Origin of the sequence: Aliihoeflea sp. 2WW, from assembly GCF_000497755.1 — a bacterium.
GTDB lineage: Bacteria > Pseudomonadota > Alphaproteobacteria > Rhizobiales > Rhizobiaceae > Aliihoeflea.
The window spans coordinates 40,077-55,949 of the sequence record NZ_AYOD01000016.1 but is presented as its reverse complement, the minus strand read 5'-3'; the positions used below and the strand labels follow the sequence as shown (position 1 = coordinate 55,949).

The following is a 15,873-nucleotide window of genomic DNA, read 5'->3' as shown; positions in this document are numbered from 1 at the left end:
CCAGGAACCTCCGACAGTGCCTGAGATGTCCGCAATGGGGTCGAAACCAGCCGCTTCCTCCTATCCCCTCCGCATCAGCCGCGTAAAATGTCCCATTTTCCGCCCCGGCCGGGCTTCGCTCTTCCCATAAAGATGCAGCACCAGATCCGGCTCGGCAAGCAACTCCCCCACCATTCCCACCTCATCCCCGATCAAATTCTCCATCACACAATCCGAATGCCGCTTCGGGTCGCCCAGCGGCAGGCCGGTGATGGCGCGGATGTGTTGTTCGAATTGGGAGACGGCGCAGGCGGCTTCCGTCCAGTGGCCGGAATTGTGGACGCGCGGGGCGATCTCGTTGGCGATGACCGAGCCGTCGCCCAGCACGAAGAACTCGACGCCGATGACGCCGACATAGTCGAGCGCGTCGAGGATGCGCAGCGTGGCCGCGCGGGCGGCCTCGATGGTCTGTGGCGCGACTTTCGCGGGCACGGTCGAGCTTTTCAGGATGCCGCCGCGGTGGAGGTTTTCGGCCGGGTCGAAGGCGCGGCTCGTCCCGTCCTGGCAGCGCGCGGCGACCACCGAGATTTCGGTCGCGAAGGGCACGAAGCCTTCGAGAATCAGCGGTACGCCGCCCATGCCCTCGTAGACGCCATGCGTCTGGTCGCCGCCGGCGTCGCGAAAGATCTTCTGGCCCTTGCCGTCATAGCCGAGGCGCCGGGTCTTCAAGACGCCTGAGCCGCCCATGATATCGAGCGCCTCGGTCAGTTCCGCGCCGCTGTCGACCGCTCGGAACGGCGCGGTGGGGATGCCGGCCTTGTTGAGGAATTCCTTTTCCGTCAGCCGGTCCTGCGCGACTTCGAGCGCGCGCGGCGGCGGGTAGACGGCGTGGCTGGCGGCGAGGCTGCGCGCGGCGTTCACCGGCACGTTCTCGAATTCGTAGGTGACGACGTCGCACGCCGTGCCGAGCCGCGCCAGACCGTGCGCGTCGTCATAGGCGGCGACGATCTGCTCGTTCGCCACCTGCGCGGCCGGGCAGTCGCCCTCGGGGTCGAGCACGATCGTTCGGTAGCCGAGGCGGGCCGCCGCCATCGCCAGCATTCGGCCGAGCTGGCCGCCGCCGATGATGCCGATCGTCGAGCCCGGCGCGAGCGCGCTCATGCCTCATCCTTCGGCCGTTCGGCGACGGCCTTCGTCTGCTTGTCGCGCCAGGCGTCGAGCCGCCCGGCGAGGGCATCGTCGTAAAGGGCGAGCACGGCTGCGGCCATCAGCGCGGCGTTGACGGCGCCCGCCTTGCCGATGGCAAGCGTGCCGACGGGGATGCCGGCCGGCATCTGGACGATGGAGAGAAGCGAATCCTGGCCCGACAGCGCCTTCGATTCGACCGGCACGCCGAAGACCGGCAGCGGCGTCATCGCCGCCGTCATGCCCGGCAGATGTGCCGCGCCGCCGGCGCCGGCGATGATGACCTTGAACCCGTCCGCCTTCGCGCTCTTGGCGAAATCGTAGAGCCGGTCGGGCGTGCGATGGGCGGAGACGATCCGCGAATCATGGGCAAGACCGAGCGCATCGAGCGTCTCGGCCGCGTGGCGCATCGTCGCCCAGTCGGACTGGCTGCCCATGATGATGGCGATTGCGGCGCGTTGGTCGGCCATGGCGATGCTCCGTCAGGCCTGTCAGGCGATGATGTCGGGGATGATGCCGTCCTCGAGCTGGGACAGCCTGTCCTTGAGGGCGAGCTTCTTCTTCTTCATGCGCTGGATCTGGAGCGGGTCGCAGCCGACCTTCATCATAGCATTTATGGCCGCGTCGAAATCCGCATGTTCCTGCTTGGTCCGGGCAAATTCGAGACGAATCTCCGCCTGATCCTGTTCCGACATTTTCACCGTCTAAAGAAAGCGAGCGCGCTCGCGGGAGTAGGCCGCGCGACGCACAGTCCTCGTGCGCGATTCATAACACATGTCGGATCGTCAGCAAATGCTACTACGAGATGTTCGACAGCATTTGAAAGCGGTGGCAGACTGTCATCGTGCTGTCATATCCGGTTCCAACCGGGAGCCGGACGGAACGCACGCAAACGAGGAACCAGGAAGGGAGAGCCCGGAATGTCTCTTGCGTCCCATCTACAGGAACTCCAGCGCAAACACGGCGATATCGAACGCCGGATCGATGAGGTGATGATGCATCCCTCTACCGACCCGCTCGAGATAGCGTCCCTGAAGCGGCGAAAGCTGGCCCTGAAGGACGAAATGGAAAAACTCCGGTCACAACCGACACGACACTGAGCGGAAACGCTCGGCGCATCGGTCGATCCGATGCTCAGATCAGACGAGGCAACCTGCCGGTGGCGCCAGCGCCGCCGGCTTTGTTTTTGGGCCCCGCCTCACGCCTGCCAGAACTGGTCCAGCCACAGATTGAGTTTCAGGAACCCCGCCTCCTCGACGCGGTAGACGCGGCGCGTGCCTTCGTTCCTGGCCGAGACGAGACCAGCATCGCGCAGCGCCTTCAGGTGCTGCGAGACCGCCGGGCGCGAGACGGGCAGGCCTTCGGCGAGTTCGGTGACCGTCTTCGGGCCACGCCGCAATTCCTCCAGCAGATGGCGCCGGTTGGCGTCGGCGATGGCCGCGAAGGCGTCGGCCTTCATCATGCGGCGTCCTGCCGCTCTTCGGGGTGTTCGACCGTGTCCATGTCGCTGCGCGGATCGAGCAGCACCGCCTGCGGCGTGACGGCGCGTTCGGAGGGCAGCGTCTTGAACGCCTCCTTGTCCTCGCTCGCCACCGGTGCGCGGCGCGAGATGCGAAGCAGCGTATAGCCGGCCAGTACGAAATGCGGCAGCGCGGTCGCCAGGAACAGGCTTTCGGGGCGCATGTAATCCATCAGCGGCGCACCGATCACCGGTCCGATCATGGTGCCGAAGCCATAAAGCAGCAGCAGCCCGCCCGATACCTTGACGAAATCCTCCGGGCTCGCATGGTCGTTGGCGTGCGCGACGGCGATGGAGTAGAGCGTGTAGGCGAGCATGCCATAGGCCGCCGTCATGACGAGGACGGCGGCGCCCGAGCGGGGCATGGCGACGAAGATCAAAAGCGCGATGACGCCGCAGCCTGCGGCCGCGCCGGCGAGAACGTAGCGCCGGTCCATGCGGTCCGACAGGCGCCCGACCGGCATCTGCGCCAGCGCGCCGGCCAGCACCACGAGGCTCATCATCAGCGCGATCTCGAAGGTCGAGATGCCGATCCGCGCGCCATAGACCGCGCCGAGCGTGCCCCAGGCGCCATTGGCGATGCCGACGAGAAGGCAGGCGGCGGAGGCGACCGGCGAGTTGCGGTAGAGGCCCTTCAGGTCGAGCGAGACGCTCTGCAGCGGTTTCGGTGCCATCGCCGAGGAGATCGCCGTCGGGATCAGCGAGGCGCAGAAAAGGATGCCGGCCATCATGAAGAGGGAGCCATTGCCGATGTCGGCCGAGGCGACGACCATCTGGCCGGCCATGATCGAGGCATAGGTGACCATCATGTAAAGGCCGAAGACGGTGCCGCGGTTCTCGTTGGACGAGCGCTCGTTGAGCCAGCTTTCGATGACCATGAACGCGCCGGCCATCGCGAAGCCGGTGAACATGCGCAGGATGATCCAGGCATATTCGTTGATCCAGATGCCGGTCATCAGCGCGACGATGGAGGCGGTGGCGGCGAAGGCGCCGTAGGCGCGGACATGACCGACCTTGCGCACCAGGCGCGGCGCCATGTAGCAGCCGGCGACGAAGCCGACCGCCCAGGCCGTGCCCAAAAGGCCGAGCGCCGTCGTCGAAAACCCTTCCGCCTGGCCGCGCAAGGGCAGGATGAGGCCATGCAGGCCCGATCCGGCAAGCAGGAAGGCTGTGCCCCAGAGCAGAGACAGTACGGGGCGGAAGGACATGAACATCAGGCGAATCTCATAGCGTTCGAAGCGGCATCGAGGCGCCGGGACAATAGACCCTTTACGTCGTTTTGACGGCGCGGGTGCGACAGCCGCATCGGCAAAACCGTCGCCGAAGGGCGATCAGCCCGCGCCCTTCATCGTCACGTGCGCCTGAAGAGCGCCTCGGCTGCCAAGCGCGTGGAGCTCTTGCCTGCGATATCGGCTTCGAGCCGGGCGATCTCGGCCCGCAATGCCTCGATCCGGTCGCCCAGTTCGCCGACGGACAACAGCGACAGGTCCTGACCGATTTCGTGGACTTGCGTCTTTCGGATCGATTCGTCGTCGAAAATGGCCATGGCGCATTTCTCCGGTTTGATCGCAACCCGCTAAGCCTACATAAGGAGACCTTGCCGATCAAACCCCGCGAAGGAGTACGAGATGAGCCACACCCTGCCGGAAAAGATGACCGCGGTCGCGATCACCGAGCCGGGGGGACCGCTCGTCCTGAAGCCCGAACGGCGCGGGCTTCCCGAATTGCGCGCGGGCGAGATCCTGATCCGCGTCAGGGCGGCGGGCGTCAACCGGCCGGATATCCAGCAGCGCAAGGGCGCCTATCCGCCGCCGCCGGACGCGTCCGACCTGCCGGGCCTCGAGGCGGCGGGCGAAGTCGCCGCGGTCGGGCCGGGCGTCACGCGCTGGCGCGTCGGCGATACGGTCACGGCGCTGACGCCGGGCGGCGCCTATGCCGAATATTGCCGCGTCCACGAGACCAACGCACTGCCGATTCCGCACGGCTTCACCTTCACCGAGGCGGCGGCGATCCCGGAAACCTTCTTCACCGTCTGGCACAACGTCTTCCAGCGCGGCGGCCTGCAGCCGGGCGAGACGCTTCTCGTCCATGGCGGCTCGTCGGGGATCGGCACGACGGCGATCCAGATCGCGACGAAGCTCGGCGCGAAGGTCATCGTCACGGCCGGATCGAAGGAGAAGTGCGACGCCTGCGAGGCGCTCGGCGCGGTGCGGGCGATCAACTATCGCGAGGAGGATTTCGTCGCAGTGGTCAAGGAGATCACCGGCGGCAAGGGCGTCGAGGTCATCCTCGACATGGTCGGCGGGTCCTATGTCGGGCGCAATTACGACGCCGCCGCCATCGACGGGCGCATCGTCCAGATCGCCACGATGAGCGGCGCCACCGGCGAGGCGAACTATTCCAAGCTGATGGTCAAGCGGCTGACCCATACCGGCTCGACGCTGCGTCCGCGCACGACCGACTTCAAGGCGAAGATCGCTTCGGAACTGGAGGCGCGCATCTGGCCTTTGCTCGCCTCGCGCGAGATCGCCCCGGTGATGGACATGATCTTCCCGCTGAAGGACGCATGGCGTGCGCATGAGCGGATGGAAGAGGGCGATCATGTCGGCAAGATCGTGCTCGACGTGGCCTGATTCCGCCCGGTCGACGCCGCGCTGACATCGACGGCGTGCCGAGGGTCCGAGCAAAATGTCGGAACCTGGGCGCGCCGATTCGCATTCTCCTTCGGTCAACGAATGGAGAGCCCGATGAAACCCCTTCTCGCCGCCGCCACAGGATTCACGCTGTCGCTGGGCATGTTTGCAGGGGGCGCGGTGCTGGCGACCTATACGTTGTCCGCCAAGCCGGTGGCCGTGAAGACAGGCCCGACGCAGGACGTCGCGGATTTGTGGACGGCCGAAGCGAGAGCCATCGATCCGGGCGCTCAGGATCTGGAGCGGGTGGCCGCGGCGCCGCTGCCGCCGGAGCCGGAGATGACGGCCGAGGCCGGCGCGGGTGAGGAGATCACGCTCGCCAGCGCGGACCCTTCAGCCTGGCCCGGTCAGGAGGCGGCAATCGACGAAACGACCACCTTTGCAATCGGCGAGGCGCCGGCCGACGGAATGCAGGATGCCGGGTTGCCCGTCGCGCATCTCCAGTGGTGCGCCGAGCGCTACCGCTCCTATCGCCCCGAAACGAACAGCTACACGCCCTATGGCGGCGGCAGCAAAACCTGCGCGTCTCCCTACGCCGAGTCCGGTCAGGCGGGCGAAACGATGATGGTCGCGCAGGCGGCAATGGAGGAGCCGACCTCCCAGAGCGGGCGCCATGTCGAGACGGCCTCGCGCCACGTGCAGTCGTGCTTCGACCGCTACCGCTCCTACCGCCCGGAAGACAACAGCTATCAGCCTTACGGCGGCGGACCGCGCCAGCAGTGCGAATAGGCAGGAGCCGCGTCAGCCGCCCGCCGGCTGGAGGTAGCGGTTGTAGATCCAGCCTTCATATTCGGCCGTGGTTACGAAATGCCAATTGCCGTCGACCTGGAGCGAGCGGACGCGCGTGCCCGCCGGCGCCGTCCAGACGATACCGAAATTGGATGAAGGGCCGCTGCGCAGCCGCACATTGGCGGTCGTGGTGAAGATGTCGGCGTCGGTTTCCGGCGCGGCGACTTCCACCGGCTCCTCGCGCACCGGTTCGATTCCGGGCGAAGCGGGAAGCTGCGGTCCGGGTGCTGCCGGCTCGGCCGGCGGTGTGCTGGGGATGGAGCTGACCGCAATCGGCTCCGTGCGCTCGACCGGCGACCACCAGCCGATGCCCAGGGCTACCGCCAGCAGCAAGGCTCCGAAAAATGCTGTTGCCGCTCTCATCCGGCACTCCGAAATGTCATGCACGCTTCATAGCTGGCGCGTCTTCACATGAAGTTAAGCGAGCCTGGCCGGTGCGTGAAGGGCATTCGCGAAAAAGCGTACCGCCGTCAAAGCCCGTAGGCGCGTCGGGCCATCAGGCAATCGTCGCCGCCGGGTTCGCATTCGCGGCAGACCACCGGCCGGATCGCATAGACGGCGCAACTCGTCGCCCGGCCGACATCGCCGATAAGCGCCGCACAGCGTGAGCCATTGCAGGCCATGCCGGCGAGATCGGCCGAGACCAGCGATGGCGGCAGCAGCGCCAGATCGGCTTCGTCCTCGGTCGAAAATCGCGGCCAGGCGGACGAATAGGCGCAGCACGCGCCGCAGTTCTGGCAATCCGCATCCATCAGCGCGCGGCCTTGCGGCCCGCCCGGCGAAGCCGGAGCGGGGTGCGGATATGAAAGCTGCAATGTCGGCGGGCGCGGGCCGCTCGCGGCGAGCCGGGTCAGCTTACTTGCGCGCCTTGCGCGCAGCGTAACGGGCGTCGCGCGCTGCCTTGCGCTCCGCCTCGTACTGCATCACCTGCTCGATGCGGGCCTTGTCGGCCTCTTCCTTGGCGAGACGGTCGGCATTCGCCGCTTCTTCGGCGGCGGCCTTGCGCGCTTCTTCCTCGCGCTGCAGGCGCTCGGCCTTCTCGCGTCGTGCCTGTTCGCGTTCGGCGGCGCGCTTTTCACGCTCGGCGGCGATGCGCGCGCGCTCGGCCTGCTTGGCGAGCATTTCGGGCGAATCGGACGCCGGACGCGCCTTGAACTTTTCGAGCAGTTCCTTCTTGGCGGCATCGGCCGCAGCGCGGCGGTCCTGGAAATTCTGGTGCTTGGAGATCGACAAAGCTGGCTTTCTTGTGAGAGTGAGGCCTCCCTTTAGAGAATATCCGCGCCAACATCCAGCCGGCATCCGCAAAGCGGCATCAACTTGCGTGTCATCGCCGGCCCGGCATCGAAGCGCGAAAGCGGCGGCGAACCATTCTCGCCACTTTCGGTCCCTATCGGCACCGGCATGATCTGCCTGCGGCCCCTTCTCGTGATCCTCGCCTTCTGCCTTGCGCTTGTCGCGCCGGCACAGGCGAGCGGCTGGCTGGACGGTCAGGGTCGTGCCTGTCTTCACCCGATCGCCGTCTCCATGCAGGCGAGCGCGCCCGACGCGCTCCCGCATGACGGCATCATCGCTCCGCCATGCCACGGCCTCGTCGCGATCCTCGAGACCGGCATCACGCTGCCTGCCGGCAGCGGCAGCGCCGAATTTGCCGCCGGCGCAACCAGGCTCGATCTGCCGCTGCGGCCGGCCGGGATCGACCGGCCCCCGAAGCTGGCGGCCCATTTCGCCTGAACCCCTTCAAGCATCGTGCCGACGGCCGAAGGAGCGCGCGCACCCGTCGCGTGCATCCGATTTCATCGGTCGCCTGACACGCTGAACTTTACTTCCTTCCTTCGAGGCAATCATGACCATCCATACTCGCGCTTCCGGCTTGACCGGAGGCGTCGGCCGTCGCTCCTTCATGCTGGGCGCCGGCTCTCTCCTGCTTTCGGGCTGCGTGTCCTCGCCCGGTCCGCAGGTCGCGGCCCCGGCCCCCGCAGCCGAACCCGTGCCGCCGGTGCGCCCGCTGATGTACGATGCTCTTCCCGACGAACAGTTCGAGGTTCCGGCCGTCGACGTGGCGCAGATGGAGCCGCGCTGGTGGCGTCAGGAAGTCGACTATGAGAGCGACGAGACGCCGGGAACGCTCGTCGTCGAGACCGGCGAGAAATATCTCTACCACGTCCGCCCCAATGGCCGCGCCATGCGCTATGGGATCGGCGTCGGCCGGCAGGGCTTTTCCTGGGAGGGGCGCGCAGTGATCGCCTACAAGCGCGTCTGGCCGCGGTGGACGCCGCCGGATTCGATGGTCGAGCGACAGCCCGAGCTCAAGCCCTATTCGATCGCCAATGGCGGCATGGAGCCGAGTGCGACAAACCCGATGGGCGCACGCGCGCTCTATATCCATCAAGGCGGGCGCGACACGATCTATCGCGTCCACGGAACGCATCAGCCCTGGTCGATCGGCAAGGCGATCTCGTCGGGCTGCATTCGCCTGATCAATCAGGATATCATCCATCTTCACGACAATGTGCGCGATGGAAGTGCGCTCGTCGTCAATCATGCGATCGGCGAAGATCTGGTCGCTTCTGCGGACTGAACCGACCGCGAAATCGCGGGAGGGGCTCAACCCCTCCCGCGCAAGGCTGCAAATGCCGGTACGAAGACCCGGCCGACGATCGGCAAAAGGACGAGACCGAGTGCCAGTCCGAACACGCCGTCGAGCGCTGCGACGACGATCCATTCCACCGCCGCCTCGGCCAGGCCGACCAAATGGGCCGCGCCGGTCGCTGCCGTCTCGATGAAATGGGCGATCGCGCCGAAACCCAGCACCTCGAGCCCGTGGGTGACGATCTGGCCGCCCACCCACAGCATCGCTGCGGTTCCGATGGTCGATATCGCGGTCATGATCCCCGGCATCGCCTTCACCAGCCATCGGCCGAAGGCGCGCGTTGCTGAGAGGCGTCCGATCTGGGCAAGCTTCAGCCCGGCATCGTCCATCTTCACCAGTAATGCGACCGCCCCATAGACCAGCGCCGTGATGCCGATGGCGACCAGCGCGAGCACGATGCCCCGCGTCAGCACGCCCTGCGCCTCGATCGCCGCGAGCGCGATAGTCATGATCTCGGCCGACAAGATGAAATCGGTCTTGATCGCCCCCGCAACTCTCTCTTCTTCCAGCCGAGCTGCGTCGAGCGCGTGCGGCTCGTCATGAGCGCCGTCCTCGTGGCCCATGAAGAGATGCGCGACCTTCTCGGCGCCCTCGAAACACAGATAGGCGCCGCCAAGCATCAGGAGCGGCGTCATCAGCCATGGCGCGAAATTGTCGAGCAGCAGTGCGAGAGGCAACAGGATGACCAGCTTATTGACGATCGATCCCCGCGCGATCTTCCAGACGATCGGCAGTTCGCGCGCTGCCGGCAGATGCTGGACGTATTTCGGCGTCACGGCCGTATCGTCGATGACGACGCCGAGCGATTTCGCCCCGGCCTTGGCGGTGTCGTCGATCACCGACCCAGCGACCTTGACGCCCACGCGGCCCGCCTGTGCGGCGACGTCGTCGACATGGGCTGCGGCAAGTTTCGCCAAGGCGGCGACGTCGTCCAGAAGCGCGAGAAGTCCGCTCATTTCAGCTCCGGTTCGCCAGTGTCCTGCCTATTGGTAGAAGGTCTGGGCCGGTCTTTACAATATCCGGGCCCTCGACGGCGATGCGTTGCGATCGGCGGCAAATGCGTTTATATGCAACCCTGATTTTCCCATATTGGTGGCTCTGCCCACCGCCCGCGGCAGGGACCGCGGGCGAACAGGAAGGATTTATCTCATGGCCAACACGCTTCTCATGCCCAAGGCCACCGCCGTCTGGCTGGTCGACAACACCGCCTTGTCCTTCGACCAGATCGCGCAATTTTGTACGCTGCACCCGCTCGAAGTGAAGGCGATCGCCGATGGCGAGGCCGCTCAGGGGATCAAGGGGCTCGACCCGGTCATTACCGGCCAGCTCTCGCGCGACGAAATATCCAAGGGTGAGGCCGATTCCAACTATCGGTTGAAGCTTGCCGAGCCGAAGGTGCGCGTTCCCGAGTCCAAGCGCCGCACGCCGCGCTACACGCCGGTGTCCAAGCGCCAGGATCGTCCCAACGCGATCCTCTGGCTGGTGCGCAACCATCCCGAACTGAAAGACGCGCAGATTTCGCGCCTCGTCGGCACGACCAAGTCGACCATCGAGCAGATCCGCGAGCGCAAGCACTGGAACGCGGCCAATCTTGTGCCGATGGACCCGGTGACGCTCGGCCTTTGCTCGCAGATCGACCTCGACCTCGAAGTGCAGAAGGCCTCGCGCGGCATGCCGGCGCCCGAGCCTGTCGGCGGCACCCTGCTTCCGGCGCGCGACACGGAATCGCTGGAGGTGGGCGAGGATCGCGACGATCAGGAACTCGACGCCGATGCGGTGTTCGCCAAGCTGTCGTCGCTGAAGTCGACCCAGCCGGACGAAGACGAGGACGACAACCGCTACTGAGCGGCATCGTCAAGACATGCAAAAAAGGGCGCCGCGCGGCGCCCTTTTTCGTTTGGGGAGACTATTTCGAATCGCGCTTGGCCTGCGCGACCGCTCCGGCCTTTCGCTGACGGCCGAGTTCCATCGGCCGGACGAGGTTCTGGCGCCGGTCCGACGCCGCCTTGCGCATGCCCTTGTGGGCGTGGCGCGTGTTGGCGGGCGCGTCGTCGCCATCGGCCTTCTTCTTCAGCTTCAGCGCCTTTTGCGACAATTCGGCCTGCGAGACCTGCGATGCCATGCGCTCGCGTCGGGCGGCTTCCGAGTTCAGGCGGCGCATCGCGGTCGCGAGGACTTCGAGCTTCGCCTTGTTGCCGGATGCGGAGGCGGCCGGCTCGGCTCCCTTGGGCGCTGCCTTGCCGCGCATCTCGCGCCGGCGCCGCTGGACTTCGCCGCTGGCCTTGTCGCGTCGCTCGCGCAGGAGCTTGACCAGCGAGGTCAGTTCCTTGTCGCCGAGGTCCTGCAAGGCGGGATGATGCGACTTCGCCACCAGTTCGCGCTCGTCCTTGTCGAGCGCGCGCTCTTCCTGTTTCCGATTGAGGGCCATCACTGTCCTTTCTTCGTTGGATCGTTCTTGAAAACCCAACGACAAAGGCACGGGATCGTTGCAGGAAAAGTCCTACCGAACCCGCCCCGCCTCCATCGTCTCGACGCGGTGTTCGAGATTGGCTTCGCGCACCATCGAGGGCAGCAGGAAAAGGTCGATGATCTGGCCGATGCCGAGCAGGCCGAGCGTCAGGAGCCACAGGATGCCGGTCCAGATGCGGCCGGTGTAGAAGCGGTGGAGGCCGCAGAAGCCGACGAGGCCCAACAGCCACAGAAGAAATGCAACGGGTCCCGATTTCATGGTCTCGCTCCGGTTCGGATCAGTTCGGGCGAGAGATAGGTATTCAAGGCGCGTTTTGCGAGCGGCGATGCGCCCAGTCGCGCGCGGCCTCGTCGCGTTCCATCTGGCGGTAGAAATCGGCGAGCTGCTTGCCGCGCTCGTGGCGGAAGATGCGGCCGTCGCAGGTGATGGAGGCGATGCGGTCGATGCGGAAGGCGCGGAAGTCGCCGCGCAGTTCGCACCAGCCGACGACGGTCCACACCTTGCCCCAGAACCACAGGCCGAGCGGGCGGATGTCGCGGCTGGACGAGGCGCCGGCTTCGTCGCGATAGTCGATCGTCAGGACGTGCCGCGCCTCGACCGCGCGCTCCAGCGTGTCGATCATCTGACGCTCGGCCTCCGAGACGACCCAAAGCGGCATGTGGATTTCGGTGCGGTCGATGCGGGTGCGCTCGGCGTCGGGCAGGACGGCCGAAATCTTGACCAGCGCCTCCTCCGCCGCGCGCGCCATCGCCGCCCCGCCGAAGGCGCGCACCATGCGCGCGCCGGCGACGAGGGCGACGATTTCGTCACGCGTGAACATCAGCGGCGGAAGGTCGAAGCCTTCCCTCAAGATGTAGCCGACGCCCGCCTCGCCATCGATCGGCACGCCGGTCGACTGCAGGTCGGCGATGTCGCGGTAGATGGTGCGGTCGGACACTTCCAGCCGCTCGGCCAGCATGTGCGCGGTGACGAGGCGGCCGCCGCGGAGATATTGCACGATCTGGAACAGCCGGTCGGCGCGCCGCATCTGGGCTTATCCTCAACTGAACAGGCCGAAGCTGTTGCCGTCGGGATCGAGGCAATAGCAAAAGCGGCCGGCCGGTATGGATATCACGGGCGAGACGACCTGTCCGCCATTCGAAGACACGCGCTCCATTGCCGCTTCGAGGTCGGAGACCGCGAGATGGATGGTGGGGCCTGTGCCGGGCGCGGCGGGCCTGCCGGGATAGATGTGGCCCGCGACGCCCTCGCGCATATCGGCGATGGGAAAATTCGCCATCGGGTTCGGCGCGCCTTCCTGATCTTCCAGTTCGTGACCGGTGACGGTGGCGTAGAAGGCCTTAGCCCTCGCCATGTCGGTGACCGGGATTTCAAACCAGACGGCGGCGTTCTTCGGCAGATGATGGCTCATGGCGGTCCCTCTCGCAGAGCGTTGAGGGACTATCATGCGCCCGGGCTCCTGACAGCATTGTGTCAGGAGCTGTCAGCTACTTCACGGGAACGGTATAGTTCAGCGGCAGGCGCCCGCCATCGGCGTAGATGGTCTGGCCGGTGATGTAGGAGGCGTCGTCGGAGGCGAGGAAGGCGGCGACGGAGGCGATCTCGGAGGGCTCGCCGATGCGGCCCATGGGCGTGCGCGACAGGATGCGGTTCTTGGCCGCCGGGTCGGCGTTCACGGCCGACAGCATGTCGGTCATGATCGAGCCCGGCCCGATGGCGTTGACGCGGATGCCGTATGGCGCGAGCGCCAGCGCCATGACCTTGGTCAACTGCATCACGCCGCCCTTGGAGATCGAATAGGGCACCTGGTTGGGCAGTGCGAAGACGGCGTTGATCGACGACATGTTGACGATGCTGCCGGCCGGCTTGCCGTCATTGACCTTGTCGACCATGAAGCGGGCGACGGCCTGGCCTGCCAGAAACGAGCCCTTCAGATTGACGGCGAGGACGCGGTCGAAATCCTCCTCGGAGATTTCCAGGAACTCCGCGCCGTGGACGATGCCGGCATTGTTGACGAGGACGTCAATGTCGCCGAAGGCGTCGATGGTGGCGGCGACCATGTTGTGGACGTCGAGCCGCTTCGACACGTCGGCCTTCACGAAGCGCGCATCGCCGAGCTTTTGCAGATCGGCCTCGGCGCGCTCGCCCTTCTCGACGTCGATATCGGCGAACATCACGCGGGCGCCCTCGCGCAGGAAGCGCTCCGCGATCGCATAACCAATGCCGCCCGCCGCCCCCGTCACGATCGCCGTCTTTCCGTCCAGAACCATGGTGATTTCCTTCCTGTTTGGACGACAGTCTATAACGGGTGGGGACGAGGGGGGACAAGGCGCGGCCTTGCCTCTCCCCTTGTGGGAGAGGTCGGATCGCCCCGATCTGCACTTCGCAGATCGGCTGGTGATCCGGGTGAGGGGTGATGCGCGGGCGATCGCGTTCATTCTGTGACGTTTGCGCTTTACCCCTCATCCGAGTTCGCTTCGCTCACCCACCTTCTCCCACAAGGGGAGAAGGCAAGCTCCGCCGGCACCGCGCCGCATTGGCCGGATCATGGGGAGAGAGAAAGTCGGGAAGGCGGCGGTCTGCGTTTCGCTTCCTGATTTCTAAATGTAACGCGATCCGCAGACCGTCGCCCGGTGTCTGTCGCGCTTTCGGCCGGTCACAGACGCGCCTTTGAAAAAGGTGCGCCCACGGCTTTTCCCGCATGGGTTTTGCGCTTCTGCCCCGATGGCATTGCCCGCCGCCCACGCCGACCTGTCCCGCGCCCTCACGTGCCTGTGGTTTACCACGCCACAGGGGGAGGCCACCGCCGCCCTGCCAAATCCCGGTCCGGACCGGTTCCCGTCAGAGCGATGGGACGGATTGTAGGGGAGGTTTGGGGGAGGGGGGTAAGTTTTGTAGGAGGCTATTTCGGGATGCACCCCCTCCACCGCCTCCGGCGGTCCCCTCTCACCCATTGTGCCGAAACCACCTGCACTGCTATCTTGCCGAGTTCGAGTTCCGCTATTTCAACCGTTCCGCCCTCGGTTTCGACGATCAGTAACGCACCAGCCGTGCCTTGAAGAGCGTGAAAGGCGCCTCACATATCGCAGACCTGCTGCGGTCTAAGGACGAGCATTACCGGAAGCTGTCCAACTGAGACTACCGCTCTGGCGATATGAGGAACGAAAGAAAAAGCCGAGGCGATGAGCCTCGGCAATTGTGTTGGTGGGAATGATGAAGCGGCTACGCCGCCGTCCTCATTTACCGGCTACGGTAGTGTCCGCAGACGTTTTCGGTGCGTCCGAAACGAATGCGCGTGTAGGGGCTGACCCAAATCATGGGGTTACCTCTTTCAAGCGAGGGGCCTTGAAAAGAGGTGGCAGAGATGCGATTCTAGGATGTGACGCTCTAGTGGTCGCGAGGGTCTACCACCTCTTTCCGACTGCTGGTCATCTGGGCCGCATTCCCGTCCTACCGGGTTTGCGGCCTTTTGCTTTTCCGCCCCACTGACGCCGATGGCCAGAGCGCGAGGGGCTAAGCAGGTCTCTTCATTTTACTCTCATCAGCATGTTGGCGGCCGATTCCGCAGATGGAAAATCGCATGCGCGGTTGCGGCGGTCAATACCGACAAACCGCTCAAAGTGGTTTCTGTCCACATTCCGCATAATTTCGGTAGACTTGCGCCAGAACACATAACGCGGTATGCTTGTTATCCAATGTTCGCGCGGCGTTCCAGCCTCGTAACAGGACTAGAGGAGCCTTCGACATGGACGCAGACGTTGAGCAGGCCGACGACGTAGCAACGGAAGCCGCAGAAGCGGCCAGCGCAGAGCGGGAACGCTCCACCATTCAGTTCCCCTACATGGACCTTAAAGACGTGATGATGATGGTTCGAGCCATTCATCAGAACGTAGGGCAGGGGGAGGCGACTGAGGATCAGTTAGCCGCATGGATGAATCTAAGTCCGAAAAGCAGTGGTTTTCGGGTTCGAACCGGCACAGCAAAGATGTTCGGTATGATCGATTCTAACAGCGACGGGTTACGTCTAACACCGTTGGGCCGCGCCGCAATGGACCCTGCACAAGAAGGCAAGGCCAAGGTAGAGGCTTTCCTTACGGTCCCGCTCTATAAGCTAGCGTATGAAAACTACAAAGGCGGCGTAGTGCCACCGGCAGCAGCATTTGAGCGGGATATCCGTTCTTGGGGCGTTGCTGCGAAGCAAACATCCCGAGCGCGACAGGCGATGGAGCGCTCAGCCGAAGAGGCAGGCTTCTATGAAAGCGGCCGAAACCGTCTCGTGATCCCGGCCTCGGCCTCATTCAAAGGTGGCAGTGAGCCAGAAGTGAAAGCCGGGGGTAATGGCGGAGGCGGTAGCGGTGGTGGTGAACCACCCCCGACCATCGACCCTATCATCAAAGGTCTAATTGACCGCCTTCCCAAGCCGGGTAGCGAATGGGAAAAATCCAAACGGAAACTCTGGCTTCAAATTCTGGAAAATAGCTTTGATCTGGTTTATGAGGATGAGCTGGGGGAGAGACCAAAGGACGCGTTCTCTTGAAGGCGAAAGACTCCAGACAACCGCAAATCGAAAAGTTTCGCGAAGCCGCGC

The 15,873-nt window shown here is 65.0% G+C and carries 22 protein-coding genes; 7 read left to right on the top strand and 15 right to left on the bottom strand.

Features of this window, described 5'->3' with window-relative positions:
* Positions 1-60: 60 nt before the first annotated feature.
* The 3 genes from ALII_RS0110640 to ALII_RS0110630 are packed head-to-tail and all read right to left on the bottom strand — an operon-like array spanning position 61 to position 1,859.
* Positions 61-1,140, bottom strand: a complete 1,080-nt coding sequence (locus tag ALII_RS0110640; protein ID WP_024587303.1) for a 5-(carboxyamino)imidazole ribonucleotide synthase — start codon at positions 1,138-1,140, stop codon at positions 61-63.
* The gene (gene purE, locus ALII_RS0110635; RefSeq protein ID WP_024587302.1) at positions 1,137-1,634 is read right to left on the bottom strand and encodes a 5-(carboxyamino)imidazole ribonucleotide mutase; all 498 of its coding nucleotides are present in this window, start codon (positions 1,632-1,634) and stop codon (positions 1,137-1,139) included. Before purE ends, ALII_RS0110640 begins: the two co-directional genes overlap by 4 nt.
* 21 nt (positions 1,635-1,655) lie before the next feature.
* Positions 1,656-1,859 carry a YdcH family protein gene (locus ALII_RS0110630; RefSeq protein ID WP_024587301.1) on the bottom strand — a complete coding sequence of 68 codons (204 nt, stop codon included), beginning with the start codon at positions 1,857-1,859 and terminating at the stop codon, positions 1,656-1,658.
* A gap of 225 nt (positions 1,860-2,084) precedes the next feature.
* Between ALII_RS0110630 and ALII_RS21950 the strand changes: the two genes are divergently transcribed.
* Complete coding sequence (locus tag ALII_RS21950) at positions 2,085-2,264, top strand: DUF465 domain-containing protein (protein ID WP_024587300.1); 180 nt, start codon at positions 2,085-2,087, stop codon at positions 2,262-2,264.
* Positions 2,265-2,362: 98 nt separating this feature from the next.
* On the opposite strand, the gene ALII_RS0110620 is transcribed toward ALII_RS21950, so the two are convergent.
* The 3 genes from ALII_RS0110620 to ALII_RS0110610 all read right to left on the bottom strand — a co-directional run bounded on the left by ALII_RS0110620 (position 2,363) and on the right by ALII_RS0110610 (position 4,229).
* On the bottom strand, positions 2,363-2,626 hold the full coding sequence (locus tag ALII_RS0110620; protein WP_024587299.1) for a metalloregulator ArsR/SmtB family transcription factor: 264 nt from the start codon (positions 2,624-2,626) through the stop codon (positions 2,363-2,365).
* The gene (locus ALII_RS0110615) at positions 2,623-3,897 is read right to left on the bottom strand and encodes an MFS transporter (protein ID WP_024587298.1); all 1,275 of its coding nucleotides are present in this window, start codon (positions 3,895-3,897) and stop codon (positions 2,623-2,625) included. The genes ALII_RS0110620 and ALII_RS0110615 overlap by 4 nt, the downstream gene beginning before the upstream one ends.
* Before the next feature lie 137 nt (positions 3,898-4,034).
* Complete coding sequence (locus ALII_RS0110610) at positions 4,035-4,229, bottom strand: DUF1192 domain-containing protein (RefSeq protein ID WP_024587297.1); 195 nt, start codon at positions 4,227-4,229, stop codon at positions 4,035-4,037.
* Positions 4,230-4,311: 82 nt separating this feature from the next.
* Here ALII_RS0110610 and ALII_RS0110605 point away from each other — a divergent pair, with 82 nt between their 5' ends.
* Both ALII_RS0110605 and ALII_RS0110600 read left to right on the top strand, forming a co-directional pair.
* Positions 4,312-5,316 (top strand): NAD(P)H-quinone oxidoreductase, encoded by a 1,005-nt coding sequence (locus ALII_RS0110605; RefSeq protein ID WP_024587296.1) that lies wholly within the window; start codon positions 4,312-4,314, stop codon positions 5,314-5,316.
* A 114-nt stretch (positions 5,317-5,430) separates the two neighbouring features.
* Positions 5,431-6,105: a BA14K family protein gene (locus ALII_RS0110600; RefSeq protein ID WP_024587295.1), complete on the top strand. Its 675-nt coding sequence runs from the start codon at positions 5,431-5,433 to the stop codon at positions 6,103-6,105.
* A gap of 12 nt (positions 6,106-6,117) precedes the next feature.
* Here ALII_RS0110600 and ALII_RS0110595 read toward each other — a convergent pair whose 3' ends face one another.
* The 3 genes from ALII_RS0110595 to ALII_RS0110585 all read right to left on the bottom strand — a co-directional run bounded on the left by ALII_RS0110595 (position 6,118) and on the right by ALII_RS0110585 (position 7,398).
* Positions 6,118-6,528 (bottom strand): SH3 domain-containing protein, encoded by a 411-nt coding sequence (locus ALII_RS0110595; protein ID WP_081718965.1) that lies wholly within the window; start codon positions 6,526-6,528, stop codon positions 6,118-6,120.
* A 107-nt stretch (positions 6,529-6,635) separates the two neighbouring features.
* On the bottom strand, positions 6,636-6,917 hold the full coding sequence (locus ALII_RS0110590) for a YkgJ family cysteine cluster protein (RefSeq protein WP_024587293.1): 282 nt from the start codon (positions 6,915-6,917) through the stop codon (positions 6,636-6,638).
* A gap of 103 nt (positions 6,918-7,020) precedes the next feature.
* A complete protein-coding gene (locus tag ALII_RS0110585; RefSeq protein ID WP_024587292.1) occupies positions 7,021-7,398 on the bottom strand; it encodes a DUF6481 family protein in 378 nt (125 codons plus the stop codon).
* An 84-nt stretch (positions 7,399-7,482) separates the two neighbouring features.
* Between ALII_RS0110585 and ALII_RS0110580 the strand changes: the two genes are divergently transcribed.
* Together ALII_RS0110580 and ALII_RS0110575 are read left to right on the top strand one after the other, a co-directional pair.
* Complete coding sequence (locus ALII_RS0110580) at positions 7,483-7,896, top strand: hypothetical protein (protein ID WP_024587291.1); 414 nt, start codon at positions 7,483-7,485, stop codon at positions 7,894-7,896.
* A gap of 112 nt (positions 7,897-8,008) precedes the next feature.
* A complete protein-coding gene (locus ALII_RS0110575) occupies positions 8,009-8,743 on the top strand; it encodes a L,D-transpeptidase (RefSeq protein WP_024587290.1) in 735 nt (244 codons plus the stop codon).
* A 26-nt stretch (positions 8,744-8,769) separates the two neighbouring features.
* Here ALII_RS0110575 and ALII_RS0110570 read toward each other — a convergent pair whose 3' ends face one another.
* Positions 8,770-9,771 (bottom strand): DUF808 domain-containing protein, encoded by a 1,002-nt coding sequence (locus tag ALII_RS0110570; RefSeq protein ID WP_024587289.1) that lies wholly within the window; start codon positions 9,769-9,771, stop codon positions 8,770-8,772.
* A gap of 193 nt (positions 9,772-9,964) precedes the next feature.
* Here ALII_RS0110570 and ALII_RS0110565 point away from each other — a divergent pair, with 193 nt between their 5' ends.
* Positions 9,965-10,660 (top strand): DUF1013 domain-containing protein, encoded by a 696-nt coding sequence (locus ALII_RS0110565; protein WP_024587288.1) that lies wholly within the window; start codon positions 9,965-9,967, stop codon positions 10,658-10,660.
* A 61-nt stretch (positions 10,661-10,721) separates the two neighbouring features.
* Here ALII_RS0110565 and ALII_RS0110560 read toward each other — a convergent pair whose 3' ends face one another.
* The 5 genes from ALII_RS0110560 to ALII_RS0110540 all read right to left on the bottom strand — a co-directional run bounded on the left by ALII_RS0110560 (position 10,722) and on the right by ALII_RS0110540 (position 13,555).
* Positions 10,722-11,243: a hypothetical protein gene (locus ALII_RS0110560; RefSeq protein WP_024587287.1), complete on the bottom strand. Its 522-nt coding sequence runs from the start codon at positions 11,241-11,243 to the stop codon at positions 10,722-10,724.
* A gap of 72 nt (positions 11,244-11,315) precedes the next feature.
* Positions 11,316-11,543, bottom strand: a complete 228-nt coding sequence (locus ALII_RS0110555) for an NINE protein (protein WP_024587286.1) — start codon at positions 11,541-11,543, stop codon at positions 11,316-11,318.
* Between the two features lie 43 nt (positions 11,544-11,586).
* Positions 11,587-12,312 (bottom strand): YafY family protein, encoded by a 726-nt coding sequence (locus ALII_RS0110550; RefSeq protein ID WP_024587285.1) that lies wholly within the window; start codon positions 12,310-12,312, stop codon positions 11,587-11,589.
* A 12-nt stretch (positions 12,313-12,324) separates the two neighbouring features.
* Positions 12,325-12,696, bottom strand: a complete 372-nt coding sequence (locus ALII_RS0110545; protein ID WP_024587284.1) for a VOC family protein — start codon at positions 12,694-12,696, stop codon at positions 12,325-12,327.
* 76 nt (positions 12,697-12,772) lie between these two features.
* The gene (locus ALII_RS0110540; protein ID WP_024587283.1) at positions 12,773-13,555 is read right to left on the bottom strand and encodes an SDR family oxidoreductase; all 783 of its coding nucleotides are present in this window, start codon (positions 13,553-13,555) and stop codon (positions 12,773-12,775) included.
* Positions 13,556-15,030: 1,475 nt separating this feature from the next.
* Here ALII_RS0110540 and ALII_RS0110520 point away from each other — a divergent pair.
* On the top strand, positions 15,031-15,822 hold the full coding sequence (locus ALII_RS0110520) for a hypothetical protein (protein WP_024587282.1): 792 nt from the start codon (positions 15,031-15,033) through the stop codon (positions 15,820-15,822).
* Positions 15,823-15,873: the final 51 nt, after the last annotated feature.

Coding starts and splice junctions, on each gene's coding strand:
- ALII_RS0110640 (WP_024587303.1), bottom strand. CDS start 1,140: ATGAGCGCGCTCGCGCCGGGCTCGACGATCGGCATCATCGGCGGCGGC.
- purE (WP_024587302.1), bottom strand. CDS start 1,634: ATGGCCGACCAACGCGCCGCAATCGCCATCATCATGGGCAGCCAGTCC.
- ALII_RS0110630 (WP_024587301.1), bottom strand. CDS start 1,859: ATGTCGGAACAGGATCAGGCGGAGATTCGTCTCGAATTTGCCCGGACC.
- ALII_RS21950 (WP_024587300.1), top strand. CDS start 2,085: ATGTCTCTTGCGTCCCATCTACAGGAACTCCAGCGCAAACACGGCGAT.
- ALII_RS0110620 (WP_024587299.1), bottom strand. CDS start 2,626: ATGATGAAGGCCGACGCCTTCGCGGCCATCGCCGACGCCAACCGGCGC.
- ALII_RS0110615 (WP_024587298.1), bottom strand. CDS start 3,897: ATGTTCATGTCCTTCCGCCCCGTACTGTCTCTGCTCTGGGGCACAGCC.
- ALII_RS0110610 (WP_024587297.1), bottom strand. CDS start 4,229: ATGGCCATTTTCGACGACGAATCGATCCGAAAGACGCAAGTCCACGAA.
- ALII_RS0110605 (WP_024587296.1), top strand. CDS start 4,312: ATGAGCCACACCCTGCCGGAAAAGATGACCGCGGTCGCGATCACCGAG.
- ALII_RS0110600 (WP_024587295.1), top strand. CDS start 5,431: ATGAAACCCCTTCTCGCCGCCGCCACAGGATTCACGCTGTCGCTGGGC.
- ALII_RS0110595 (WP_081718965.1), bottom strand. CDS start 6,528: ATGAGAGCGGCAACAGCATTTTTCGGAGCCTTGCTGCTGGCGGTAGCC.
- ALII_RS0110590 (WP_024587293.1), bottom strand. CDS start 6,917: ATGGATGCGGATTGCCAGAACTGCGGCGCGTGCTGCGCCTATTCGTCC.
- ALII_RS0110575 (WP_024587290.1), top strand. CDS start 8,009: ATGACCATCCATACTCGCGCTTCCGGCTTGACCGGAGGCGTCGGCCGT.
- ALII_RS0110570 (WP_024587289.1), bottom strand. CDS start 9,771: ATGAGCGGACTTCTCGCGCTTCTGGACGACGTCGCCGCCTTGGCGAAA.
- ALII_RS0110565 (WP_024587288.1), top strand. CDS start 9,965: ATGGCCAACACGCTTCTCATGCCCAAGGCCACCGCCGTCTGGCTGGTC.
- ALII_RS0110560 (WP_024587287.1), bottom strand. CDS start 11,243: ATGGCCCTCAATCGGAAACAGGAAGAGCGCGCGCTCGACAAGGACGAG.
- ALII_RS0110555 (WP_024587286.1), bottom strand. CDS start 11,543: ATGAAATCGGGACCCGTTGCATTTCTTCTGTGGCTGTTGGGCCTCGTC.
- ALII_RS0110550 (WP_024587285.1), bottom strand. CDS start 12,312: ATGCGGCGCGCCGACCGGCTGTTCCAGATCGTGCAATATCTCCGCGGC.
- ALII_RS0110545 (WP_024587284.1), bottom strand. CDS start 12,696: ATGAGCCATCATCTGCCGAAGAACGCCGCCGTCTGGTTTGAAATCCCG.
- ALII_RS0110540 (WP_024587283.1), bottom strand. CDS start 13,555: ATGGTTCTGGACGGAAAGACGGCGATCGTGACGGGGGCGGCGGGCGGC.
- ALII_RS0110520 (WP_024587282.1), top strand. CDS start 15,031: ATGGACGCAGACGTTGAGCAGGCCGACGACGTAGCAACGGAAGCCGCA.